This is a genomic window from Caecibacteroides pullorum (assembly GCF_019239235.1).
GTDB classification, from domain to species: Bacteria; Bacteroidota; Bacteroidia; order Bacteroidales; family Bacteroidaceae; genus Bacteroides; species Bacteroides pullorum.
In genome coordinates this window covers 77,042-103,797 of the sequence record NZ_JAAZTS010000003.1, presented here as the reverse complement: position 1 = coordinate 103,797, position 26,756 = coordinate 77,042, and the positions used below count along the sequence as shown (strand labels likewise).

The window sequence follows — 26,756 nt, the reverse complement described above, 5'->3', positions numbered from 1 at the left end:
ATCATCCATTATGACCATCGAACAACTGAAACTGCGGGTACTGGCAGGCACAGCCCTGTCGCCCGAAGAAGCGGCCTGGCTGGCAGGTACGGCCGACCGCGAGGCGCTCTACCGCGCCGCCCATGAGATTACCGAGGCATGTGCCCCGCGCGAATTCGATATGTGCTCCATCGTCAATGCCAAGTCGGGCCGATGCCCTGAAAACTGCAAATGGTGCGCACAATCCTCCCACTACCACACACAGGCCGACATCTACGACCTGCTTCCCGCTGAAGAATGCCTGCGGCACGCCCGTGCCAACGAAGAGCAGGACGTCAACCGGTTCTCACTGGTGACCAGCGGACGAAAACCTTCCAAGAAACAGATTGAACAACTTTGCGACACAGTGCGCTACCTGCGCCGCCATTCGTCCATCCAGCTCTGTGCCTCGCTGGGCCTGGCCGATGAAGACGAACTGCGGCAACTGCACGAAGCCGGCGTGACGCGCTACCACTGCAACCTCGAGACGGCTCCCAGCTATTTCCCCACCCTCTGCTCCACGCATACGCAGGAGGAGAAGATACGCACACTGGAGGCAGCCCGCCGCGTGGGCATGGACGTGTGTAGCGGCGGCATCATCGGCATGGGCGAGACGATGGAGCAGCGCATCGAACTGGCCTTCACGCTCCGTCAGCTGGGTGTACAGTCCATCCCCATGAACCTGCTCAGCCCCATCAAGGGCACACCGCTGGAGCATCAGTCACCGCTGGGCGAAGACGAGATACTGACTACCATCGCCCTCTTCCGCTTCATCAACCCCACGGCCTACCTGCGCTTTGCAGGCGGACGTTCGCAGCTGAGCCGCGACGCCGTGAAGAAAGCCTTATATATAGGTATCAACTCGGCCATCGTGGGTGACCTGCTCACCACCCTCGGCTCGAAGGTAGCCGAAGACAAGCAGCTGGTGCGTGAAGCGGGCTACCGCCTGTGCGACTCGCAATTCGACCGCGAACACCTGTGGCATCCCTACACCTCGACCACCAACCCGCTGCCCGTCTATAAAGTGAAGAGTGCGCAGGGGGCGACCATCACGCTGGAAAGCGGTGAGACGCTGGTCGAAGGCATGTCGTCGTGGTGGTGCCAGGTACACGGATACAACCATCCCGTGCTGAACCAGGCCGTGGAAGAACAACTGAAACGGATGTCGCACGTCATGTTCGGCGGCCTGACGCACGACCCTGCCATCGAACTGGGCCGTCTGCTGCTGCCGCTGGTGCCGCCGTCGATGCAGAAAATCTTCTACGCCGACTCAGGCTCCGTAGCCGTGGAGGTAGCGCTGAAGATGGCCGTACAATATTGGGTCGGACGGGGAAAGGAGAAGAAAAACAATTTCGTCACCATCCGCTCGGGCTACCACGGCGACACGTGGAATGCCATGTCGGTCTGCGACCCCGTCACGGGCATGCACTCGCTCTTCGGAAGCGCCCTGCCTGTGCGCTGCTTCGTGCCGCAGCCCCGCTCGCGCTTCGACGGCGAATGGAACCCCGACGACATCCTGCCGCTGAAAGAGACCATCGAACGTCATGCCGACGAACTGGCCGCCCTCATCCTCGAGCCCATCGTACAGGGCGCGGGCGGTATGTGGTTCTATCATCCGCAATACCTGCGCGAAGCCGCCCGCCTGTGCCGCGAACACGGCCTGCTGCTCATCTTCGACGAGATAGCCACGGGCTTCGGACGGACGGGACGCCTCTTTGCCTGGGAGCATGCGGGTGTGGAGCCGGACATCATGTGCATCGGCAAGGCGCTGACGGGCGGATACATGACGCTGTCCGCCGTGCTGGCCACGAACGAGGTGGCGGACACCATCTCGAACCACGCCCCCGGCTGCTTCATGCACGGCCCCACGTTCATGGGCAATCCGCTGGCCTGCGCCTGTGCCTGCGCCTCCATCCGCCTGCTCACGTCGGCCGAATACGACTGGCAGGGACGGGTGCGCCGCATCGAAGCGCAGCTGCGCCGCGAGCTGGAGCCTGCCCGACAGCTGCCGCAGGTGGCGGACGTGCGCGTGCTGGGCGCCATCGGCGTCATCGAGACCCGCGAGCCGGTAGACATGGCCTGGATGCAGCGCCGCTTCGTGGAAGAAGGCATCTGGGTACGCCCCTTCGGACGACTGGTTTACCTGATGCCGCCTTTCGTCATCGAGCCGGAACAGCTGAGCCGACTGACGGGAGGATTGCTGAAGATAGTAGGAGAGATGAAATAACAGAAGACCATGAACTTTACCCAAGAACTACAACAAGCCCTCGACGCCCTGCGCGCCCAGGGCAACCTGCGCCGCCTGCCCCGACTGGAGCACGACGGACGCTACGTCACTACCCCCGACGACGGACGGCGGATGCTGAACCTCTCGTCCAACGACTACCTGGGACTGGCGGCCGACACCGACCTGCGCCGCGAGTTCCTGGAGACGCTGACGCCCGAGACGTTCCTGCCCACCTCGTCGTCGTCGCGCCTGCTGACGGGCAACTTCCGCGTCTACGACGAACTGGAGGACGAACTGGCCCGACGCTTCGACACCGAAGCCGCACTGGTGTTCAACTGCGGCTACCACGCCAACACGGGCATCCTGCCTGCCGTGGCCGACGCACAGACGCTCATCCTGGCCGACAAACTGGTGCACGCCAGCCTCATCGACGGCATCCGGCTGGCCGCGCCCGCGCGCTGCATCCGCTACCGACACAACGACCTGGCGCAGCTGGAGCGGCTCGTCGGTGAACACAGCGGCCACTGCCACCGCCTCATCATCGTCACCGAAAGCGTGTTCAGCATGGACGGCGACCGCACCGACCTGCGCCGCCTCGTAGCTCTGAAGCGCCGCTACGACAACGTGCTGCTCTACGTCGACGAGGCCCATGCCTTCGGCGTCTTCGGTCCCACGGGGCTGGGCTGCGCCGAAGAAGAGGGCTGCACGAGGGACATCGACTTCCTCGTGGGCACCTTCGGCAAAGCCTGCGCCTCGGCCGGAGCCTACGTGGCGTGCAGCCGGACGGTGCGCGACTACCTCGTCAACCGCATGCGCCCGTTCATCTTCACCACCGCCCTGCCGCCCGTCAGCGTGGCGTGGACGCTGTTCGTCGTGCGCCGACTGGTTGCGATGGACGACCGCCGTCGCCACGTCCTGCGCCTGGGCGAACGGCTGCGCGCCCGCCTCGCCCAGCGGGGATACGCCTCGCCCAGCGTCAGCCAGATTGTCCCGATGATTGTCGGGCCGAGCGCCGACACCGTGCTGCGCACCGAAGCCCTGCAACGCCACGGCTTCTACGCCCTACCCGTCCGTCCGCCCACGGTGCCCGAAGGCACGTCGCGCATCCGCTTCTCGCTGACCGCAGCCCTGACGGAAGACGAAGTGGACGCCATCCCCCTCTGACGACCGCCGAAGCCCTACGGAAATCTGCGGAAAGCTGTCCGCAAGGCTCCGAAGCCCTACGGAAGGCCGCGGAAACCTGTCCGCAAGGTTCCGAAGCACTACGGAAGGCCGCGGAAAGCTGTCCGCAAGGTTCCGAAGCATTACGAAAGGCCGCGGAAAGCTGTCCGCAAGGTTCCGAAGCACTACGAAAGGCCGCGGAAAGCTGTCTGCAAGGTTCTGAAGCACTTCGGAAAGCCGCGGAAACCTGTCCGCAAGGTTCCGAAGCACTACGGAAGGCCGCGGAAAGCTGTCCGCAACCTACAAAAACAACTGATTAACCCCAGAAAACGAATGAAACAACTCTACCTCATCCACGAACACCATCCCCGCCTGCTCCTGTTCTTTGCCGGATGGGCGGCAGACGAAACGCCGTTCCGCCACTACCGTCCGCAGGGAATGGACTACCAGATCTGTTACGACTACCGCACACTGGACTTCGACGCCGCGCCCCTGCGCGCCTATGCCGAGGTGCACGTCGTAGGTTGGTCGATGGGCGTATGGGCCGCCTCGCACGTGCTGCCTTCGGCAGGCCTGAACGTGGCCAGCTGCACCGCCCTGAACGGCACGCCTCACCCCATCGACGAACGGCGCGGCATTCCGCCCGCCATCTACCAAGGTACGCTCGACGGACTGACGGGCGCCTCGCTCCACAAGTTCCTGCGCCGCATGTGTGCCGACAGCATCGCCTTCCGCCAGTTCCTCGAACGCACGCCCCGCCGCCCGCTGGACGAGATACGCGACGAGCTGGCCTGCATCGCCCGCCTCGACGCCACGCTGCCCGACGCCACGCTGACATGGACCGAAGCCGTCGTGGGCCGCGCAGACCGCATCATCCCGCCCGCCAACCAGCTGACGGCCTGGCACGAGCTGGGTACGCCCGTCCGCGAGACCGACGACGCGCACTACCAGGAAACCCTCTTCAACCATTACCTGCAAGACCGATGGACAAACGCCTGATAGCCGAACGATTTGCCCGCGCCCGCGCCACCTATAGTCGCGAGGCGCGCGTGCAGCAGCAGGTGGCCGAGAAGATGACCGCCCTGCTGCGCCGCACCCTGCCCGACGCCCGCTTCGACCGCATCGCCGAGTTCGGCTGCGGCACGGGACTGTATTCGCAGTTCATCCACGACACGTGGCACCCCTCGCTGCTCCACCTCAACGACCTCTGCCCCGAGATGCGTTTCTGCCTGGAGGAACTGACCGCCCGGCCCGGCGTGGCGTTCAAGGCGGGCGATGCCGAGACCTGCCCCCTGCCCGGCGGGCTGGACCTGCTGACGTCGTGCTCCACCCTCCAGTGGTTCGCCTCGCCCCGCGAGTTCTTCCGCCGCGCCGCCTCGCTGCTCCGCCCCGGCGGCGTGCTGGCCTTCACCACCTTCGGCCTGCGCAACCTGCTCGAGATACGCACGCTGACAGGCAACGGGCTGGACTACACGCCTCCCCAGCAACTCCGCCGCGAGCTGGAAGACGCCGGCTTCTGCATCCTCCACCTGGAGCAGGAAGAGGCCGTACTCCGCTTCCCCACCCCCGTCGACGTCCTGCGCCACCTGCGCATGACGGGCGTCACCGGCACGGAGAAGCAGACCTGGAGCCGCGGACGCCTGCAAGCGTTCTGCGACGAATACCTCCGCCGCTTCGGCTCGTCCGAAGGCGTGAGCCTGACGTATCAACCGATATATGTGATTTCTTCCAAAAAAACACCAACAATATGAACAACATCTACTTCATCAGCGGCATCGACACCGATGCCGGAAAATCCTACTGCACCGCCTGGTATGCGGCGCAACTCATCCAAAAAGGGAAACGGGTCATCACCCAGAAATTCATCCAGACAGGCAACGTGGGCCACAGCGAGGATATCGACCTGCACCGCCGCCTCATGGGCACCGGCTACCTGCCCGAAGACCGCGAAGGACTCACCATGCCCGAAATCTTCTCCTACCCCGCCTCGCCCGACCTGGCCGCACGCATCGACCACCGCGAAATAGACTTCGACCGCATCGGGCAGGCTACGCAGGAACTGGCCCGCCGCTACGACACGGTGCTGGTCGAAGGTGCCGGCGGCCTGATGGTCCCCCTGAAGGACGAGTACCTCACCATCGACTACATCGCCGAACGGGGCTATCCGCTCGTCTTCGTCACCTCGGGCAAGCTGGGCAGCGTGAACCATACCCTCCTCAGCCTGGAAGCCGTGGCCCGCCGCGGCATCCGCCTCGACACCGTGCTCTACAACCTCTATCCCACTCTGGCCGACACCACCATCCAGCAGGACACGCAGCAGTACCTGCGCCGCTACCTCGGGCGCCACTTCCCGCAATGCCGCTTCCTGACGGTGCCCGTGCTGGAAGGGTAAGAAAAAAGGACGGGCAGGCAGTACAAGGTGTGGACGAAAATTTGTACTTTTGCGCAACACTATAACGAAACAAAATGGAAGCATTCGCATTCGACACAACAGAACAATACCTGCTGGCAGCAACCGGCATCCTGCTGGCCGTCCAGGCCCTCTACTACCTCGCCCTCTACAATCGCATCCACCTGCGCAGCCGCAAGGCCGGGCGCGACGACCTGCACTTCACACAGGAGCTGCCGCCCTTGTCCGTCATCATCTGCGCCCACGAAGAAGTGGAAAATCTGCGCCGCAACCTGCCCGCCATCCTCGAACAGGACTATCCGCAGTTCGAAGTCATCGTCATCAACGACGGTGAAAAGAGCGAAAGCGAAGACTACCTGACCCAGCTCGAAAACCGCTACTCCAACCTGTATCACAGCTTCGTGCCCGACTCTTCACGCTATATCAGCCGCAAGAAGCTGGCCGTCACGCTGGGCATCCGTGCCGCCCGCTACGACTGGCTGGTGCTGACCGAAGCCAACTGCTGTCCGCAAAGCAACCAGTGGCTGCGCTTGATGGCCCGCAACTTCACCTCGCGCACCGAAGTGGTGTTGGGCTACAGCGGATACGAACGCGGCCGCAACTGGCTGCACCGCCGCGCCGCCTTCGACAACCTCTTCACCGCCATGCGCTACTTGGGCTTCGCTCTGGCTGGCAGTCCCTACATGGGCATCGGCCGCAACCTGGCCTACCGCAAGCAGCTCTTCTTCGACCAGAAAGGCTTCTCGGCCCACCTGAACCTGCGCCGCGGCGACGACGACCTCTTCGTCAACCAAGTGGCCCGCCGGGACAACACCCGCGTGGAAACCGATCCGGCAGCCGTTGTCCGTATGCAACCCCTGCTCCGCACCAAGGACTGGCGCGAAGAAAAGATAGGCTATGCATCCACCGCCCGCCTCTACCACGGCGCACAGCGTTGGATCTTGGGATTCGAAACCTTCAGCCGCCTGCTGTTCCATGCCGCATGGATAGCGACGGTCGTCTTGGCTGCCCTGCATACCCACTGGTTGGTGGCAGCTCTCGGCTTCCTGCAGTTCGTATTCCGTTTCGTGATGCAGGCACTTGTCATCAACATCACAGCCAAAGATCTGGACGAGAAATACCGACATTATTTACTCCTCCCCATCTTCGACATCCTGCAGCCGCTCCAGTCCCTACGCTGGAAACTCTACTGCCTCTTCCGCGACAAGCGGGAGTTCCTGCGGAAATAAAAAAGAAAAAGGAAGAATCATTCGTAGCGCATGGAGTCGGCCGGACGGATGCGAGCAATAAGATAAGACGGCCCCACCAGCATCAGCACCGAGGCAAGAAGTGTACCAACATTGAGTAACAGGAATATCCACAGATTGAAAGAAACAGGAACAGTATCCATGTAATACGTAGTAGGATCGAGCTTGAAGAGCCCGAAGAAACGCTGTACAAAATAAAAAGCCAGCCCGATAGCATTGCCCCACAACATTCCCTTACCAATGAGGAATACCGAAAACCACAAGAACAAGTGACGGATGGTGCGGTTATCAGCTCCCAGTGACTTCAGCACACCAATCATTGATGTACGCTCGATGATGATGATGAGTAGCCCCGATATCATCGTAAAGCCCGCCACACCAATCATCAGCACCAGGATCACCCAGATGTTGACGTCCAGAATACCAAGCCAGGCAAAGATGCCAGGATTGAGCTGTTCAATGTTGCGGGCACAGAACTCTTGTCCATAACGGTCGGTTTTTCCCTCCAGACCGGAAGCCAGTTCCCACGTAATATCTTCCAAGCGGCTGTAGTCGTTCACTGTCAGCTCCAGTCCGCTAAAGCGGTCGGTTTCCCAACGGTTCAGACGGTTCACCGTATAGAGGTCGGTAACAAGATAGAGGTTATCAAACTCGGTCAGATTGGTCTGATAAATGCCTGCGATGATCAAGCGGCGCGCCCGGATATTATCCTGTATGAAATAAGTATCTATCTTGTCGCCTAATTTCAGTTTCAGTTTGTCGGCCAATGAACGCGAAATAACTACCCGATTGGACGAAGCCGTATCGCTGAACTGAGGCATCTCGCCTTCGAGCAAATGACGACGGAAGAACTCCGTATCATACTCCGGCCCGATACCCTTGAGCAACATGCCCTGAAAAGCCTCGTCCGTCTTGATCATTCCCGCCTTGAGCGAATAGCGCTGCACGTAGTGGATGTCTGTATTGGCACGCAGTGAATCCAACTCTGCCGTCGTCATCGAGATAGGAAGCGACTCGTAAAGAGAACCGGCATTAAGGTTGGTTATTTGTATATGCGAACCGAAACCTGCAATCTTGTCGCGCACCTCTTTCTTAAATCCGACAATGACAGACACAGTTACAATCATCACCGCCAATCCGATGGCAATACCAATCATAGCAATGAGTACCGCCGGCCGCGAAACCTGTTTGCCGGAGTCATTGTCACGATAGATACGATGAGCGATAAATAGAGGCAGGTTCATAATAAGTTACTCCGTTCTTCCTGGGTATGCCTCCAACGCTTTTTGAAGTACAAAGAGGGCACGCGTCAGATCTTCCTTTTTCAACACATAGGCAATGCGTACTTCGTTGCGTCCAGCACCAGGTGTGGTGTAGAAGCCCGACGCGGGTGCCATGAATACCGTCTGACCTTCGTATTCGAAGTCGGACAAACACCAGGCACAGAACTTGTCCGAATCGTCCACCGGCAACTTGGCCACGGTATAGAAAGCTCCCATCGGAATGGGCGAATAGACACCGGGGATACGATTCAGTCCGTCGATGAGGCACTTACGACGCTCCACATACTCGTCGTACGTGTCACGCAGGTAGTCCTCTCCTGCATCAAGCGAAGCCTCGGCAGCAATCTGTCCAATCAAAGGAGGACTGAGACGGGCCTGGCAGAACTTCATTACAGCATCGCGAATTTCCTTGTTCTTTGTAATCAGCGCACCAATGCGAATACCGCACTCCGAATAACGCTTCGATACAGAATCAATAAGCACTACGTTCTGTTCGATACCCTCCAAATGGCAAGCAGAGATATAGGGCGAACCGGTATAGATGAACTCACGGTACACCTCATCCGAGAAGAGGAAGAGGTCATACTTCTTCACCAGGTCACGTATCTGGTTCATCTCGCGGCGGGTATAGAGATACCCCGTAGGGTTGTTAGGATTGCAGATGAGGATGGCACGCGTACGCTCATTAATCAGCTCCTCAAATTTCTCCACCTTGGGTAGCGAAAAGCCTTCCTCAATGGTGGTAGCTATGGTACGTATCTTGGCGCCGGCCGAAATGGCAAAAGCCATGTAGTTAGCATAAGCCGGTTCGGGCACAATGATTTCGTCGCCCGGATTCAGACAGGCCATAAAGGAAAAAAGCACCGCCTCCGATCCACCCGAGGTCACGATGATATCATCCGCTGTCAAGTGGATGTTATATTTCTCGTAGTAGCCCACCAGCTTCTCACGATAGCTACGGTAGCCCGCGCTAGGGCTGTACTCCAACACCTTGCGGTCGATATTGCGAATGGCGTCGATGGCCACCTGCGGTGTAGGCAGGTCGGGCTGTCCGATGTTCAGGTGAAACACATGTATGCCCCTTTGTTTGGCGGCATCGGCCAGTGGAGCCAGCTTGCGGATGGGAGATGCAGGCATCTCCGTCCCCCGGATGGATATTTTCGGCATGAGTCTTGTTCTTTTTTACAGTTTAGAAGTTTGCATTTGCTGATACTTTTATTCCAAGTTATTTAGAAATTGCAAATGTAGCGATTTATTTGATACCATAGGAGTGCATGGCATAAAAACTTTAAAAACCTTATCTATATTAAAAACGTTATGCTATGTGAAAAGAAACTCTTACCTTTGGATATACAAAAACGTCAATTATCATACCATGGTCATCAACCTCATAACTTTTGCCTCGCTGCTTCATAAGCAGGCATCCGTCCGCAGTTCCCATGAAATTGTTCTTGCCGAACTGGAAAAATATTTCACCGTACGCTTCGTAGACTACCAACAAATGAATAGCCTCACTCCTGATGATTTCAGCATTCTGTTTATCGCTACTGGAGGAGTGGAGCGACTAGTCATGCAGCATTTCGAACAACTTCCCCGCCCTACCATATTATTAGCAGATGGTATGCAAAATTCACTCGCCGCAGCCCTCGAAATTTCATCCTGGCTCCGAACCCGTGGCATGCGAAGCGAGATTTTGCACGGAGAGCTGACAGAAATCATTAAACGTTTGCTTGTAATGTACAATAATTTTAAAGCACAACGCAAGCTTAACGGATCCCGTATCGGAGTTATTGGCACCCCATCCAGCTGGCTTATTTCCAGTAACGTCGATTATCTGTTGGCAAAACGCCGTTGGGGAATAGAATATACCGATATTCCTTTAGAACGTGTCACAGAATATTTCAACAGTATCTCAGATGACGAAGTGGGCAATGCCTGTGCTGAGTTGGCAGAAAAAGCATTAGCCTGTCGAGAGGCCTCACCTGAAGATATGCTGAAAGCCATGAAGATTTATAAAGCACTAAAACGAATTGTAGAGGAAGAAAAATTAGCTGCTTTGACATTGAGCTGCTTCAAGCTGATTGAGTCGACAGGAACAAGTGGATGCCTGGCGTTATCTTTGCTAAATGACGAAGGCATTATAGCTGGATGTGAAGGAGACTTGCAATCCATATTTACAATGTTGATTACCAAAACACTCACCGGTCAAGCAGCTTTCATGGCCAATCCATCTATGATCAATGCGCGCACCAATGAAATCATACTGGCTCATTGTACCATAGGATTAAAGCAGACTGAACAATTCATTCTACGCAGCCACTTTGAAACAGACATGAGCATCGGTATTCAAGGATTGCTTCCTTTGGGAGATGTGACAATCGTGAAATGTGGAGGAGAATGCCTGGATGAATATTACCTAACGACCGGCAGACTGACCGAAAATACCAATTATATCAACATGTGTCGTACACAGGTACGAATCAAACTGGATTCTCCAGCAAGTTATTTTCTAAAGAATCCATTAGGTAATCATCATATTTTAGTGCATGGTAACTACAAAACTCTGTTTGACGAGTTTCTGCAAGTAAATGCATGCAAACGAACCGAGTAACAAAAAAACTACCTCTTATATACCTTAACAAGTTTGCGCAATTGCTACATAAATTGAAAAACAGAAGTTCAATCTATGCAACAATTGCGCAAGCTATCATAAATACTCACTTTGCAACAGAAGTGAGTATTTTTTCAATTTCATCCTGTTCCTCAACGCTAAAAGCTGTATTACGCAAGGCCTTAAAATTATCATCCAATTGTTCTACAGAGCTAACGCCAACAATTACAGATGTAACCAAATCATCTTTTAACAGCCAAGCTAAAGCCATTTCAGCCAAGGTCTGTCCACGACGCCGGGCGACCTCATTCAAAGCTCTCACTTTGTGCATTACATCTTCTGTCAATGCCTCCTGTTTCAGAAAACCGCCCCGAGCTATACGCGAAGTGGCAGGAATGCCATCAAGATAACGTCCCGAAAGCAATCCTTGTGCCAATGGCGAAAAGGCAATAAAACCAGTAGCATTTTCCGCTACTTGCTTCAAGATTCCTGTTTCTTCCACTTTTCTGTCCAGAAGGTTATATCTTCCCTGATAAAGCAGGCAATGGACATCATGGCTTTTCAAATAATCATAAGCTTTCTGCGCCTCTTCCAAAGGATATTTGGAAATGCCTACATAAAGAGCCTTTCCCTGACGAACAATATCCACCAATGTCTGCATTGTTTCTTCAAGCGGCGTATACGGATCGTAACGATGCGAATAGAAAATATCCACATAATCAAGATTCATACGGCGGAGACTTTGATCAAGACTCGCCATAAGAGATTTGCGCGAACCCCATGTACCATACGGTCCAGGCCACATGTCGTGTCCTGCCTTGGTAGAAATGAATAATTCGTCACGATACGAAGCAAAAGAATGTTTCATCACATATCCGAACGTTTCCTCTGCACTGCCAGGAGAAGGTCCATAATTATTAGCCAAATCAAAATGGGTGATTCCACAATCAAAAGCATGATGTAGCTTACGACGGCTTTCAGACAATGTATCTACATCGCCAAAATTATGCCATAACCCAAGCGAGATTTCCGGTAACTGAATTCCGCTGTGGCCTGCACGACGATATTTCATCCCTGCCTCATAACGGGTATCAACAGGTCTATAATTATTCTCTGTCATTATCATAAATGCTATTATACCACAAAAAGAAAAATTCCTCCCGCTGCAACATTCAAACTAGAACAGGAGCGGAAGGAATTTATGATGTCAAAAACTTATATCATTCAAATGCCCAGCGATGCACGCACTGCCTTCACCTTTTCTTCAGCATCGGCATTAGCTCCGGCATAGCACTTCGGGCAACCCATTTCGCCCTTCACCTCAATGTAGAACTTGATCTTCGGTTCCGTACCTGAGGGACGGACAGAAATCTTCGTACCGTCTTCCGTGAAATACTGGAGCACGTTCGATGATTCAGGCATGTCGAGCTTGCTTATTTTGCCAGCAGCATCAGTCATCTCAAGCGTTTTGTAGTCCTTCACTACACACACCTTCGATCCTCCGATTTCCTTCGGCGGATTAGCACGGAAGTTGTCCATCATAGCCTTGATTTCTTCGGCGCCGCTCTTGCCCGGTTTCACCACGTTGACGGTAGTTTCTTTCGAGAAACCATATTCTACATAGATACCCATCAGCACATCGTAGAGCGTCTTTCCCTGATCCTTAGCCCAGGCACAGATTTCAGCCAGCAGCGAGCAGGCCGAAACAGCATCCTTGTCGCGCACGAAGTCTTCAGCCAGGAAACCATAGCTTTCTTCACCGCCACCGATGTACTGCTGCTTGCCTTCGCGCAGGCGAATTTCGCGAGCAATCCATTTGAAGCCCGTGTAACAGTCGAGCATCTCGACCTTGTTCTTGTCAGCCACGGCCTTAATAAGTTCGGTCGTAACGATGGTCTTCACAATAAAGTCGCCCGGCTGCATTTTGCCCGTAGCCAGACGATTCTTGATGATATAGTAAAGGAAGAGCAGACAAGTCTGATTACCGTTGATGAGCACCCACTCGCCCTTATCGTCCTTGCAAGCCATGCCTACACGGTCAGCATCAGGATCACTGGCCATCACGATGTCGGCATCGATTTCCTTGGCCAGCTTAATGGCCAGTGTCAGTGCTTCAGCATTCTCGGGATTGGGCGAAACAACCGTCGGGAAGTTACCGTCTTTCACCATCTGTGACTCCACGCAATGTACATTTTCAAAACCCCACAGCTTCAATGAAGCGGGAATGAGCGCACGTCCAGCACCATGGAGCGGCGTATAGACGATGCTCAGATCCTTCTGACGCTTGATGACTTCGGGGTCGATAGAAATGGAATGTACCTTCTCCAAGTATGCTTTGTCCACATCCTCGCCGATAATCTGGATAAGTTCCTTATTGCCGTTGAATTTGATGTCGGCCACCTTCACCTTGTTCACCTCATCGATAATAGCGGTATCGTGCGGAGCCAGCACTTGTGCACCGTCGTCCCAATAAGCTTTATAGCCGTTATATTCACGTGGATTATGGCTAGCCGTGATATTGATGCCGCTCTGGCAACCCAAATGACGAATAGCGAAGGACACTTCAGGCGTAGGACGCAGATCGTCGAACAGATAGACCTTAATACCGTTAGCCGAGAAAATGTCGGCTGAGATTTCAGCAAACTTACGGCTGTTGTTACGACAGTCATGACCTACAACGACAGAAATAGGTTGACCAGCAAAACACTTGTTCAGGTAGTTGGCCAAACCTTGCGTAGCGGCACCCACAGTATATATGTTCATACGATTGCTACCGGCACCCATAATACCACGCAAGCCACCCGTACCAAACTCCAGATCTTTATAGAAGCTTTCTATCAGCTCCGTCTTATCGTCGTTTTCCAGCATTTTCTTCACTTCGGCCTGAGTCTCAGCATCAAAAGCCGGTCCCAGCCACTCTTGAGCTTTCTCAGTAACCAATTTAATCAAATCTTGATTTTCCATAAATCTATTATTTTATAGGTTAATACATTATCTGTTTTACTGTCCGACAAAGATAATCAGATAAAATGAAGAAACAAATTATTCAGGAATTTTATATCGGTCTCCTGTTTGTTTCACATATTCTTCAAGAAACTCTTTCGGATAGCCTGGACGGATGACACCGGCCGGTTGACCGATGGAATTACGTTCAAACTTACCGTCCTTTACGCGCTTCACCACACCGTCATTATATTTAACAATCAAGAATTCACCAAGGCGTTTCCAAGCGTCGTGTGTGCTCTGAGCCGTCATCACGGTGTAGTTCGTCAAGAATTCCTTGGCTTTGGCAGGATCGGTTTCCAGCAGTTTCACAGCAACAGCTTCGATACCTTCCTGTGCCTGGTTGAAGGTAGTCTCAATTTCGTTCTGCACAGCCCGCACATCATCCATCATCAGATCATAGCGCGGATATACCATGTTGGCCACCCAGTTGTATATCCAGAAAGAAGACTTCCAGGAGAAGGTGATGTAGTCGGCACCGTCTACACGTGTGTAGCACTCAGGTACACGAGTAGCGCAGCAATAGACAGGCGTGAACACCGTCATGTTGGCATCGTCCAGGCCGAACCACAGCACGCCACCTACGGCATCGGGCAGGTTCTCGCGCATCTGTGCCACGAACACGAAGCCGCTCTGCTGGGTGGAGATGGGACGCTCGTTAAAGTATTTCTGTCCGTTCACTTCAAACTCCAGTGGTGAGAGCCGGTAGGGAGTATGATAAGGACCAGCACCAAAATCCTTTGTGATGTCGAGTGCCGTGCCTTCGTAGTGGTCGCGCATGGCGTTCTTCACATCTTGCACGGAAATTTTGCGGTTAGGTTTTATATAAAGAGGCATCGGCTCATCGGTCGTACCCTGGATATAGGGCAGAAACTCTTCGCCACGGTCGGTAAACATATTGAAGTAGCTCCACACGCGAGCCTCGCAATAGCGGCGTGCACCAAAATCAAGAGGTGCATAGGCCTTGGAGAAGCTGAAGTCCTTATTCACCCCATTGAAGTAGCCCTTCTCGCGGGCAAAGGAAATGACATCAGGCGAATACATGCAGTTTTCCTTGTCGTTCATGTCGAACTGATGGATACGGCTCTGGTTGGCATGAGCCGAGATACAGTCGTCCGGCACACGAACAGCCACCCACACGGCACCACGTACGCCGGGCCCCTTGCCTATCATCTCCATAATCCACACTTCATTGGGGTCGGCAATGGTAAAAGATTCGCCACTGCTATAATAGCCATACTCCTGCACCAGCTCGGTCATCACCTTGATAGCCTCACGTGCCGTACGCGAACGTTGCAAGCCCAGGTAAATCAAGCTACCATAGTCGATAACACCTGTCGTGTCCACCAACTCAGGACGCCCGCCGAAAGTGGTCTCTCCAATCGTCAGCTGAAATTCGTTCATGTTGCCCACTACATTATAGGTTTGACGAGCCTGTTCTATCTGTCCCAGGTACTTACCCGTATCCCACTCATAAACATTGATCATCGTTCCCTTCTTGTGCATGCCAGCAGGGTAGTGATACAACTCGCCGAACAGCGAATAGGAATCGGCCGAATAGGAAATGATGGTCGAACCGTCGGCCGACACGTTCTTGCCCACAATAAGATTGGTACAAGCCAGTGTATCAGCTACGGCTGCTGCCATACAAACGACAGCAAGGGTCAATCTTCTAATCTTCATAATCGATAATTTTTATTATTTGAATATTAAGTATTTACCACACAAAGCGATACTGACGTATAGTGACGTTGCCGCAACCGTCAGTGACACTCATCACCAGCACGTGACTGCCGCCTTTCTTCACCCGACGAGGGTCAAGTTGGCACACCAACTCTCCCTTCACAGAGTTCGGTTTGCCGAAGAGAGCATATTTTCCGTCGATGGTACCACGATAGGAGGCGATGCCTGTCTGTGCGTCCTTTGCCTTAAAAACGATACGTCCCGTACGTCCCCAACCGGCCTGCCCTACAGGCGTCAGTATGGGTGGAACGGTATCAATAGCTACGGTGTAGGTAGCCAGATCGCGCACCTTCACCTCCATGTAGCCGTTCACGTAGTGACCACCCATGTTGTATTTACTGCCTTTAGCACTAACACTCGCCACGTAGTACTTCGTGCTGTCGGCCAACGGACGGTGACGCAATCCGATACGTAGATTGCATGCCTTGTGCAAGGGAATGTTGCGGTCGTTCAGTTGATAGGTAAAGGCTATGTCACCACTATCGCCACGAACCGCATAATTCAGATAAGCATCTTCGTAGAGTACGCCGCGGGGCAATACCAGCTCGAGGCCAGGTTCCTGCAGATAATTCACCTTGTCCCAACGGAAATGATACTTCTCGCGATGTTCCACCACAGGAATCTCACTCCGATGGCCCTGCACAGTGAAGCGCACCTTCGACTCGTTGCCCAGCGCGTCGCGCAGCGTATAGACAAAGCGATAGGGCCGCTCCTCGTCGATGGTCACCAACCCACGGTTGCCATTCGAGGCATGTAGCAGACGGAGACGATTACCGGGGTCGATGAACGACTTCATATATTGCCCATAAGTCCAAGAGTTAATGTAGCGATTCTCATCGTAGGCAAAACGATCCACTACACTACGAAAAACTTCCTGCCCATCCACTTCGAGAATCACCGTATGTACGCCGTAACGGTTATGCACCCCGTCCATGTAATCATAGGCACGGATACCTGCTCCTATCTCACCCCAAGCCGTGATGCCCGTCGTCTGGTTCAGACCAAAAGTTTGTCTCGTCGTCTTGCCATTCACCACACCCCGTCCGCGTTGCGGAAAGAGCATGATGCCCTGCGCCCGCGGCGCCGTGTGATCCTTCACCTGTCCGGCAAAGAAAGGCAACGGGTCTACATAGTCTTCCGTGGCCGTCTCGATAACGTCCAAATGTAAATGAGGTCCAAACGAATAACCTGTATTGCCGCTATAAGCAATGATTTGTCCTGTCTTGACGGGATATTCCCCTGCCTCAGGCACAATCTCTACTTCCCAGCTCTCCTGCTCATATTGCAAATCCTCCACACGTCGAGCAATATCGCCTACGAAAGCTTCCAAGTGACGGTTAATAGTAGAATAACCATTGTTATAGACGACATCGAGCACGTAGCCTGATCCATGTGTTACACGGATACGTGAAATGTACCCGTCAGCCAATGCACGTACAGGCTTTCCTGTTACCCCTCCCGTCTTAAAGTCAAGCCCCCCATGAAAATGGTTAGCACGAAGTTCGCCAAAATTGCCACTAAAAGTAATAGAATGAGCAAAAGGATTTATAAAACGAACAGTATCTTCCGATACTGCAAATGGTTTGGCAGAGATATTCCCAAAGTAGACAAACAGTCCACATAATAATAAAATATATTTCATCATTTATCGTCTCATATTTATTTGTTTAAAATGGATAACCTACCGCAAAGTGAAAAGCAAAATCACGACTGAAATCTGGATGAACAATAGGATAACGATTCCGCCCACTTTCGTAAACAGGATTGATAGCCTTCATACCAGCATCAAAACGTAAAACGAAAAAATCCAGATCCAAACGGATTCCCATACCATAAGCGACAGCTATCTGCTTGTAAAAAGTATTAAATTTAAATTGTCCCCCCGGCTGGCTTTCATATTCATGCAAAGTCCAAATATTGCCAGCATCAACAAACAATGCCCCATGCAGTTTCCAAAAAAGATGCGTACGATATTCCACACTGGCATCCAGTTTGATATCTCCCGACTGATTTAAGAAATTGTTTCTATCGCCAACATAGGAACCAGGCCCCAGTTCTCGAACAGACCATCCACGTACGCTATTAGCTCCTCCAGAAAAATATCGTTTTTCAAATGGAACAACACTCGCATTTCCATAAGGGACGGCAATACCTCCACCTACATGAAATGCTAACGAATTACGATTGTCTATTACAAAATTCTTCGCATAATCGATATCTCCTTTTATGTATTGAGCAAAAGGAATATTTAACAATGTATATTCACCTGACTCATTTTTTTTCATCCCTGTCAGCTTGGCCAAGCCATACAGTAAAGAACCTGCAGATTCTATATTGATACGCACAGAATAAGAATTGCCCAACAATGCATTATTCATCAATGCCTGGCCAGCACTGTTATAAGTATAGCTATAACCCGAACGAACAATAAAACGGTCTTCATAATTATAAGCCAATATATAATTCTGCTCCTTGTCAAGATAGATTTCACGAAAAGCAGGATCGATCCATGGCATATATAAGTAATTGATGTCAAGCAAATCTATACGATGTTGCGAACGCTGACGTTGCATTCCCCAGCGATAGCTCCAACTACCTGATGCCACAATACGAGTGAATTCTGGACGCATCTGATAATTGTATTGCAATCCAAATTCAGTAGTTGCCCTAATTGTACGTCTAAAATCTCTGCTTAAAAAAGGGAACATGAAACGAGGGAAATTGATTGTCGCTTCAGCCCCCAGTTCCATATAATTTTCTTGATTATATCCACTTTTCAAGGGTGAAATAGCCTCATAGGCTCCACGAAAACGAAGCATCAAAGCTTCGGAACCTCTGAACAAGTTACGATGCTGGAAAGACACTGCTGCCGCTGCACCCAGATCACCCGCTGAATTTGTACCTTCAAGTTCGAATGAAACAGACTTGTGTTTGCTTTTGGTCAACATAATATAGGCATCCAAACGAGTACTGTCCTCACGTTCTTCGACAAAACGGATATTGGTATATTTCAATGCCTGCAAACGACCAAAATTAGAATAGGTGCGCTGAACCTTCCGTTCATCATATAAATCACCCGGCAAAATATGAAGATTATTCTCCAAAAGTTGAGGCCTCAGATATAACTTATCCTTATAATAAAACGATAGACCGTTGTAATGAAGAGAATCATTCACTTCAATACTATTAGCGGAAGACTGCAACACATTGTAATCAGTCACAAAACCTACTTTTCCGATCGTATATTGACGATGCTGCTGGCTTCCCGTTCCTCCCCGCTGCCTGTAAGGCAAAAGGTGAAGAGTCAAATCCACAAGATAAGTATTGCGTGCAGTATCAGCAGTATAAGAAAGAAAATCCTTATTGAATTTATAATAACCATTCCCTAACAAATTATTTGTAATACGTTGCCGCTCGGCATCCAGCTGATTCACATCAAAACGCATACCTTCAGATAAATAGGTACCCGCCGAATCGAGCTGCATCAAATTGCGAATATTGTCATCGGGAATATCATAACGGATAGTTCTCACAATGTACGGTTTTCCTGTAGCCACGTTATAGACAAGCCGTATCTTTTTCTTTTTCACATGACATTCCGTCTCAACAGAAGCTCCCATATAGCCCATATTCTGAACTGCTTTGGTCATCTCTTCACGAGTACGATCCGCATCTTCTTTCCGATAAATCACAGGAGCATCCCCAACCTTACGCAACACTCGGTTTATCCACCGAGTACTGTCGGCACCCGACCAATTATAGACATACAGCTGAGTCTTGAACAAACTAAACCATTTGGCATTAGGATTCTGTCGTACATACATGGAAAGACTGGAAGGCTTTACCTCTTTATTATCCGTATGTATACTCACTTCGTCCAGCAAATAAGAGCCATCGGGCACATACTTAGTAGATGAACAAGAGACCGACAGCAACAAAGCGAGAACGGATATTACACAATACAAGCCTTTCTTCATATCAGCACACACATATAAACTGCGACAAATATACCTTATTTTTTCGGTTTGCAAAAACAAATGGGCCCCAAAGAGCATCATCCGAATACCATCTTTTGTTCCAGAAAATAAAGTACTACTTCAGCTTCGTAAAGTCCCTCTTTAGCGCGCTAAAGTGCCACTTTACGGAGCTAAAGTCCATGTTTACAAAACAAGGCCTGAAAACAGCACATACGACTTATATCTTCACGATGCACATTGTTTTGATTATCTGAAAATAATGACGTACATTTGCGAAAAAGATAAAGAAGCGGAATATGGCACTGAGCAAAAACAAAATTAAATATATCCATTCCCTGGAACTCAAAAAGAACCGAAAAACAGAAAAGGCATTTTTAGCTGAGGGTCACAAACTCGTAGGAGATTTATTGGGACATTTTCATTGCAGATTACTGGCTGCAACAGACAAATGGTTCATAAACAATAAAGAACTACAACTAAACGATGTTGGTGAAACATTGATAGTAAACGAAGAAGAGCTGTCACGTGCCAGCCTGCTAAAAACACCGCAACAAGTACTAGCTGTATTCGACCAACCGGAATATCCGACAGATCCGTCGGTTATCGGCCATTCTCTATGCCTGGCTCTGGATGACATACAGGATCCTGGAAATCTGGGGACCATCATACGCCTGGCCGACTGGTTTGGTATTGAGGACGTATTCTGCTCACCCCAAACGGCAGACATCTACAATCCTAAAGCTATGCAGGCCACTATGGGGGGCATTGCACATGTAAGAATACACTACACTCCCCTGCCTGACCTGATACGAAACTTAGAAACGGACATACCAGTATACGGAACCTTTCTGGATGGAGAGAACATGTACGGAGAAAAGCTTTCGAAAAACGGTCTGATCGTGATGGGCAACGAGGGGAACGGTATCAGTCCGGAAGTAGGCAGCCTGATCAACCGTCGGCTCTATATCCCTAATTATCCGACCGGACGGGAAACTTCGGAATCGCTCAACGTAGCCATCGCTACTGCAGTAGTTTGTGCCGAGTTTCGGAGACAGGCTCCATCCTTGTAAAATCAAAAGGAAACAAAAGGACAGGCACCAAACACGACATACGCTCCACAACTTCTACAGGAACTTCAGAAAGAATATCCTTAGAATTGAACGAAAGCGCAGATACATCTGCCTCCAAAGGAACTAAAGCAATAACCCCCGGTTGCCATTCTGTACTTTCTATTTCGTCAGACATGGGGAAAAGAGCTTCCACACAATTTTCGTGCATCTGCACAACATAATGCCACAAAAAGCCATATCCTGGTAAATACAGGTAATGAGAAGCATACCGTTTCATCATTCAAATCCTTTCAGCCTAATTTACCCTTCTTTTTTGCAAACGAGGACGAGCTTCCTGTTTTTGTGGTTGAACCAACGTAGACGATGGTTTAGGTCGCATGCGAGGTATAGTATTCAGTTCTTTCTTATCCGACTCCAAGCTGTCCTTATCTATATTCTCCGGTTCCTTTTTCACATTCAAAGTATCCTTTTCAGCAGCTTTCAAAGTATCTGTTACTGCAACAGCTACAGAATCGGCACTATGATAACGCATGAGAGAAATCTTATCAAGCAACAAAGACTTTTTCTCCGAACTAGAATAGTAGACAAAACCGTTCACTTCTTTAAGTTCTCCCATCGTGTCGCTTTGTAAAGATATAGAATAATCACCCGTAGTGAAAATCTTACGAAAAGCACTAATTACACTATCATTTTTATAATGTAGGGACATGGCCATGATAGGAGCAGAAATACTATCAAACTCCTTGTCAGGATACAGAAAACGGATATTCCAACGTAACGTATCACGACCGAAAAAGTTACTGTCTGCAGGCAGCGAAAAGGTCACTTTATTATTCAACGGCATCCCTGACAACCGATAAAGCTCCTGTCCAAACCAGACATCCACACTATCACCGGGAGCTGAAGTTTGAGGCTTACCTTCACGCAAAGCCAACAAATCCTCAACAGTTGCTTTTTCTGCTTTCAGCCGTGCATTGATATTTTCATAAATCTTACTTAAGACTTCTGGATTTCTAGCATACCAAACCATTGATGAATCAAATTGTGCTTCTGTTATTCCGTATTTCTTGTAAACAGACTCGACGTAAAGTACACGCTTATAATTCTCATTATAAGATAATGCTTCACCCAATGCTTTGGCTATATGATAGTCATAAAGTACGTCCTCCATTTGTTTATCCGACAATACCGTTTCAGGACGTTTTACCTGACACGCAAATAATGTCCAGACTAAGAAAACGAACAGACCATACCGTTGAATTTGATTGCTACGTTTCATCCTTTCTTTGTCACTTCATGATAAGCTTCATTCAAATATTTGCTATAGAACAGCAACAAGGCGACAATGCCACAACTGATTGCAGCATCCGCGAAATTAAATATCGGACTGAAAAAAATAAAATGATCTCCCCCGACAAAAGGCATCCATAAAGGCCAATTAGCTTCGATAATAGGGAAATAAAACATATCTACTACCTTGCCGTAAAACAAAGGAGCATATCCTCCTCCCTCTGGCAGAAATGAAGCCAGTTGGTAACTGGTACTTTCGCTAAACAGTACGCCGTAAAATACACTGTCAACAATATTGCCTAAGGCTCCCGTCAAAACCAATGACACACATACAATGAAGCCAGTCTTCATCTTATGCTGTACAAATTTATAAAGGAACCACCCGATAACAGCTACTGCAACAATGCGAAATGAAGTCAAGAATAACTTTCCGACAATCTCCATTCCAAAAGCCATTCCGTTGTTTTCTGTAAAGAATATATAAAACCATGTAGGAGGTTCGGCTTGAATGCCCAATTTGTCGTATAGCCAGCCGATAGCATTAATACTATCATGCCAATACATTCCCGTCTTTACAGCCACTTTTATCAACTGGTCTACCAACAATACCGAGAATATCACAAACAAAGCTATCCGCCCTTTTGTCCAAAAGCTCTTCATTCCCTTATGCATTCCAAAAAAGCACAAGCTATAGGAGCACAAAGACACAGATCCTTGCGCAGCCCATAGCCTGTTAATGTTTCAAATTACTTTTTACCGCTATTCTTAGCTTCGATGCTCAAAGTAGCATGAGGAACGGCACGCAGGCGTTCCTTCGGTATCAGTTTACCAGTCTCACGGCAAATACCATAAGTTTTGTTTTCAATACGCACCAAAGCAGCCTGAAGTCCTTGGATAAACTTCAGCTGGCGTTGAGCCAAGCGAGTAGTCTCTTCCTTGGACAACGTATTGGCCCCTTCTTCCAATACCTTATATGTAGGAGACGTATCATCTGTATCATTGCCGTCGGCTCCGGTCAGACTGGCTTTCAGCAAATCGTAGTCACGTTGCGCCAACTCCAACTTTTCCAAAATAATGGCGCGAAACTCTTCCAATTCTGCATCTGAGTATCTTGTCTTTTCTGCCATAATTGTAATGTGTTTAGTTTGTTTCGGTATTAAATTATCTTTTCCAATCTCTATCAGTTCTTTTCAACCTTCACAAAGAGCGAGAAGTCATCGAAGTTCAATTCGGTACCTTCTTGTACTTCATCAACTAACATAAGTGAGGTTGCCAGAACTTGGTTGCAAATATAGTCTTTATATTCGTTTACCGCATCATCTGTCTGCGTATTTTTAGACAATGTAATATTTATTTTGTCGGTAATTTCAAAGCCACTGGACTTGCGGATGTTCTGGATGCGGTTCACCAGCTCGCGGGCCACACCTTCACGACGCAGATCTTCGGTAACGGTAACTTCCAGTGCCACAGTCAGTCGGCCTTCGTTAGCCACCAGCCAGCCGGGGATGTCTTCACTGAAAATTTCCACGTCGGCAGCCTCGACTACAGCCTCCGCACCGTCCAATTTGAAGGTGTAGCGGCCGTTCTTTTCCAGCTCGGCGATAGCTTCCTGTGACATTTCTGCTACAGAGGCAGCCACGGCCTTCATCTGCTTGCCGAACTTCGGACCCAGCTTCTTGAAGTCGCACTTCACTTTCTTCACCAGTACGCCGGCGGCTCCATCGACAAATTTGATTTCCTTCACGTTCACCTCGTTCATGATGAGCGTCTTCACGGCTTCGATGTGGGCACGCTGTTCTTCGTCCACCACAGGAATCATGATGCACTGCAGCGGCTGGCGTACCTTGATGTTCACCTTGCGACGCAGGGCGAGTACCATGGACGTGATGTCCTGAGCCACCTGCATACGGGCTTCAAGTTCGGTATTAACCAGTGTCTCATCGCATACGGGGAACTGGGCGAGGTGGACAGAAACCACCTGGTCGCGGCCAGTCACGGCAATCAGGTCGCTGTAGAGCATGTCGGCATAGAACGGTGCGATGGGCGCCATCAGCTTGGCCACCGTCTCGAGGCAAGTATAGAGGGTCTGATAAGCCGAGAGCTTATCTTCAGTCATACCACCACCCCAGAAGCGTTTGCGGTTGAGGCGCACATACCAGTTAGACAGGTTGTCGTTGACGAAGTCGGATATCAGTCGGCCAGCCTTGGTAGGCTCGTAGTCGTTGTAGCAGGCATCCACATTCTTCACCAGCGTATTGAGCAGGGACAGAATCCAGCGGTCTATCTCGGGACGTTTCTCCATGGACACGTCGGCTTCCTTGTATTCGAAGCCGTCGACGTTGGCATAGAGGGCGAAGAAGGAATACGTATTATATAAGGTACCGAAGAACTTGCGGCGCACTTCCTCCACACCTTCGACGTCGAACTTCAGATTGTCCCACGGCGAAGAGTTGGTAATCATGTACCAGCGCAAGGGGTCGGAACCGTATTTCTCGATGGTCGAGAAGGGATCGACGGCATTGCCCAGTCGCTTGGACATCTTGTTGCCGTTCTTATCGAGCACCAGACCGTTGGAGATGACAGCCTTGTAGGAAACGCTGTCGAACACCATCGTGGCGATGGCATGGAGCGTGAAGAACCAGCCGCGCGTCTGGTCAACGCCTTCGGCGATGAAGTCGGCGGGATATACCTGATGGCTGTCCAGCAGCTCCTTGTTCTCGAACGGATAGTGTATCTGCGCATAGGGCATGGAGCCAGAGTCGAACCAAACGTCAATCAGGTCGGTCTCGCGCTTCATGGGCTTGCCGTCCTTCGAAACGAGGATGATGTCGTCCACGTAGGGGCGGTGCAGGTCTATCTTGTCATAGTTCTCCTTCGTATATTCGCCCGGCACGAAGCCTTTGTCCTTGTAGGGATTGCCCGTCATGAGGCCGGCGGCCACGGACTTCTCTATTTCGTTGTAAAGTTCTTCTACGGATTCGATGCACTTCTCTTCCGTGCCGTCCTCGGTGCGCCAGATGGGCAACGGTGTACCCCAGTAGCGCGAACGGCTCAGGTTCCAGTCGTTCAGGTTCTCGAGCCACTTGCCGAAGCGTCCCGTACCCGTTGACTCGGGCTTCCAGTTGATGGTCTTGTTCAGCTCCATCATGCGCTCCTTGCAGGCGGTGCTGCGGATGAACCAGCTATCCAGCGGATAGTAGAGCACCGGCTTGTCCGTGCGCCAGCAGTGCGGATAGTTGTGCACATGCTTCTCTATCTTGAAGGCCTGGTTGGTGGCTTTCATCATCATGCAGATGTAGAAGTCGAGCGACTCGGCTGCCTGGGCGGCCTTCTCGTCGTACTTGCCGTCGACGGTGAACTGCGGGTCATAGGCATTCTTCACCCAACGACCCTGATATTCCTTGTAGGCCTCAGTATCGACGCACTGGGCCACAAACTTCTCGTCCAGCTCGTCCAGCAGGTAGAACTTACCCGTGAGGTCCACCATGGGGCGGGTTTCGCCACGCTTGTTGATCATGAACAGCGAGGGGATGCCGGCCGCACGTGCCACGTTGGCGTCGTCGGCACCGAAGGTCGGGGCGATGTGTACGATACCCGTACCGTCCTCTGTCGTCACATAGTCGCCGGGGATGACGCGGAAAGCCTTGGCCGATGCTTCCTGCCAGTTGCCTTCGTTGTCCAGCTCGGTGGGCTTCACCCAAGGGATGAGCTGTTCGTACTCCATGCCTACGAGGTCCGTACCCTTGTACTCGCCTACTACCTTGAAGGGGATCAGCTTGTCGCCTGGCTTATAGTCCTCTAATGCAACGTCTTCGGCCTTTTTGTTGAAGTGCGTGTAGAGCAAAGCCTTGGCCAGTACGACGGTCATCTTCTCGCCCGTATAGCCGTTGTAGGTCTGCACGGCCACGTAGTCAATCTTCGGGCCTACGCAGAGGGCTGTGTTGCTGGGCAAGGTCCAGGGCGTAGTGGTCCAGGCGATGAAGTAAGGTGTACCCCACTCTGCCATTTCGGGCTTCGGGTTCTTCATCTTGAACTGGCCTACCACCGTCAAGTCCTTCACGTCGCGGTAGCAGCCGGGCTGGTTCAGCTCGTGAGAGCTCAGTCCCGTACCTGCGGCGGGCGAATAGGGCTGGATGGTATAGCCTTTATAGAGCAGGCCCTTCTTGTAGAGCTGCTTCAACAGCCACCAGAGGGTCTCAATGTAGCGGTTGTCATAAGTGATGTAAGGGTCTTTCATGTCCACCCAGTAGCCCATCTTGTGCGTCAGGTCCTCCCACTCCTTCGTGAACTTCATCACGTCCTTGCGGCAGGCGGCGTTGTAGTCGGCCACGGAGATGGTCTTGCCGATGTCTTCCTTCGTGATGCCCAGCGCCTTCTCCACGCCCAGCTCCACGGGGAGTCCGTGCGTATCCCATCCGGCCTTGCGCTTCACCTGGAAGCCCTTCATCGTCTTGTAGCGGCAGAAGATGTCCTTGATGGTACGAGCCATGACGTGGTGAATGCCCGGCATACCGTTGGCCGAGGGAGGTCCTTCGAAGAATACGAAGGAAGGACATCCTTCACGTTCTGTCATACTCTTGGCGAAAACCTGGTTTTCGTCCCATTTCTTCAACACTTCCTTGTTGATTTCCGATAGATTAAACTTTGAATGTTCGGCAAATTTACCCATGGTTTTATTTTTGTTTTTATTTTGAACGTTGCTTATTGGAGGCTGCC

19 protein-coding genes are annotated in these 26,756 nt (G+C 51.3%); 8 read left to right on the top strand and 11 right to left on the bottom strand.

Annotation, left to right across the window (positions count from 1 at the left end; all coding sequences use genetic code 11):
• Positions 1-10: 10 nt before the first annotated feature.
• From bioA to HF894_RS03850, 6 genes are all read left to right on the top strand, one after another.
• A complete protein-coding gene (bioA, locus tag HF894_RS03875) occupies positions 11-2,245 on the top strand; it encodes an adenosylmethionine--8-amino-7-oxononanoate transaminase (RefSeq protein ID WP_246593123.1) in 2,235 nt (744 codons plus the stop codon).
• A 9-nt stretch (positions 2,246-2,254) separates the two neighbouring features.
• Positions 2,255-3,409, top strand: coding sequence for an 8-amino-7-oxononanoate synthase (locus HF894_RS03870; protein ID WP_204971173.1), 1,155 nt, complete (start codon positions 2,255-2,257; stop codon positions 3,407-3,409).
• A gap of 330 nt (positions 3,410-3,739) precedes the next feature.
• On the top strand, positions 3,740-4,405 hold the full coding sequence (locus tag HF894_RS03865; RefSeq protein WP_204971172.1) for an alpha/beta fold hydrolase: 666 nt from the start codon (positions 3,740-3,742) through the stop codon (positions 4,403-4,405).
• Positions 4,390-5,157 carry a malonyl-ACP O-methyltransferase BioC gene (gene bioC, locus HF894_RS03860; RefSeq protein WP_204971171.1) on the top strand — a complete coding sequence of 256 codons (768 nt, stop codon included), beginning with the start codon at positions 4,390-4,392 and terminating at the stop codon, positions 5,155-5,157. The genes HF894_RS03865 and bioC overlap by 16 nt, the downstream gene beginning before the upstream one ends.
• On the top strand, positions 5,154-5,798 hold the full coding sequence (gene bioD, locus HF894_RS03855; protein WP_204971170.1) for a dethiobiotin synthase: 645 nt from the start codon (positions 5,154-5,156) through the stop codon (positions 5,796-5,798). Before bioC ends, bioD begins: the two co-directional genes overlap by 4 nt.
• Positions 5,799-5,872: 74 nt before the next feature.
• A complete protein-coding gene (locus HF894_RS03850; RefSeq protein WP_204971169.1) occupies positions 5,873-7,045 on the top strand; it encodes a glycosyltransferase in 1,173 nt (390 codons plus the stop codon).
• Between the two features lie 17 nt (positions 7,046-7,062).
• Here HF894_RS03850 and HF894_RS03845 read toward each other — a convergent pair whose 3' ends face one another.
• Positions 7,063-8,307, bottom strand: a complete 1,245-nt coding sequence (locus HF894_RS03845; protein ID WP_204971168.1) for an ABC transporter permease — start codon at positions 8,305-8,307, stop codon at positions 7,063-7,065.
• A gap of 6 nt (positions 8,308-8,313) precedes the next feature.
• Positions 8,314-9,513, bottom strand: a complete 1,200-nt coding sequence (locus HF894_RS03840) for a pyridoxal phosphate-dependent aminotransferase (RefSeq protein WP_021846225.1) — start codon at positions 9,511-9,513, stop codon at positions 8,314-8,316.
• Positions 9,514-9,721: 208 nt separating this feature from the next.
• On the opposite strand from HF894_RS03840, the gene HF894_RS03835 reads away from it, so the two are divergent.
• Positions 9,722-10,957 (top strand): fucose isomerase, encoded by a 1,236-nt coding sequence (locus tag HF894_RS03835; protein WP_204971260.1) that lies wholly within the window; start codon positions 9,722-9,724, stop codon positions 10,955-10,957.
• 106 nt (positions 10,958-11,063) lie between these two features.
• On the opposite strand, the gene HF894_RS03830 is transcribed toward HF894_RS03835, so the two are convergent.
• The 5 genes from HF894_RS03830 to tamL all read right to left on the bottom strand — a co-directional run bounded on the left by HF894_RS03830 (position 11,064) and on the right by tamL (position 19,680).
• Positions 11,064-12,077: an aldo/keto reductase gene (locus HF894_RS03830; RefSeq protein ID WP_204971167.1), complete on the bottom strand. Its 1,014-nt coding sequence runs from the start codon at positions 12,075-12,077 to the stop codon at positions 11,064-11,066.
• Positions 12,078-12,181: 104 nt separating this feature from the next.
• Positions 12,182-13,921 carry a phospho-sugar mutase gene (locus HF894_RS03825; protein ID WP_075316831.1) on the bottom strand — a complete coding sequence of 580 codons (1,740 nt, stop codon included), beginning with the start codon at positions 13,919-13,921 and terminating at the stop codon, positions 12,182-12,184.
• A 78-nt stretch (positions 13,922-13,999) separates the two neighbouring features.
• Positions 14,000-15,643: a C69 family dipeptidase gene (locus HF894_RS03820; protein WP_204971166.1), complete on the bottom strand. Its 1,644-nt coding sequence runs from the start codon at positions 15,641-15,643 to the stop codon at positions 14,000-14,002.
• A 34-nt stretch (positions 15,644-15,677) separates the two neighbouring features.
• Positions 15,678-17,345, bottom strand: coding sequence for a M23 family metallopeptidase (locus tag HF894_RS03815; protein ID WP_204971259.1), 1,668 nt, complete (start codon positions 17,343-17,345; stop codon positions 15,678-15,680).
• A gap of 25 nt (positions 17,346-17,370) precedes the next feature.
• A complete protein-coding gene (tamL, locus tag HF894_RS03810; RefSeq protein ID WP_204971165.1) occupies positions 17,371-19,680 on the bottom strand; it encodes a translocation and assembly module lipoprotein TamL in 2,310 nt (769 codons plus the stop codon).
• Between the two features lie 296 nt (positions 19,681-19,976).
• Between tamL and HF894_RS03805 the strand changes: the two genes are divergently transcribed.
• Positions 19,977-20,750: an RNA methyltransferase gene (locus HF894_RS03805; RefSeq protein ID WP_204971164.1), complete on the top strand. Its 774-nt coding sequence runs from the start codon at positions 19,977-19,979 to the stop codon at positions 20,748-20,750.
• Between the two features lie 295 nt (positions 20,751-21,045).
• On the opposite strand, the gene HF894_RS03800 is transcribed toward HF894_RS03805, so the two are convergent.
• The 4 genes from HF894_RS03800 to ileS form a co-directional block, all read right to left on the bottom strand.
• On the bottom strand, positions 21,046-22,029 hold the full coding sequence (locus HF894_RS03800) for a DUF4296 domain-containing protein (RefSeq protein ID WP_204971163.1): 984 nt from the start codon (positions 22,027-22,029) through the stop codon (positions 21,046-21,048).
• Entirely contained in the window at positions 22,026-22,700 is a 675-nt protein-coding gene (locus tag HF894_RS03795; RefSeq protein ID WP_075318834.1) for a lipoprotein signal peptidase, read from the bottom strand. The genes HF894_RS03800 and HF894_RS03795 overlap by 4 nt, the downstream gene beginning before the upstream one ends.
• Before the next feature lie 86 nt (positions 22,701-22,786).
• Positions 22,787-23,167 (bottom strand): TraR/DksA family transcriptional regulator, encoded by a 381-nt coding sequence (locus HF894_RS03790; protein WP_021846236.1) that lies wholly within the window; start codon positions 23,165-23,167, stop codon positions 22,787-22,789.
• A 53-nt stretch (positions 23,168-23,220) separates the two neighbouring features.
• On the bottom strand, positions 23,221-26,709 hold the full coding sequence (ileS, locus tag HF894_RS03785; RefSeq protein ID WP_204971162.1) for an isoleucine--tRNA ligase: 3,489 nt from the start codon (positions 26,707-26,709) through the stop codon (positions 23,221-23,223).
• Positions 26,710-26,756: the final 47 nt, after the last annotated feature.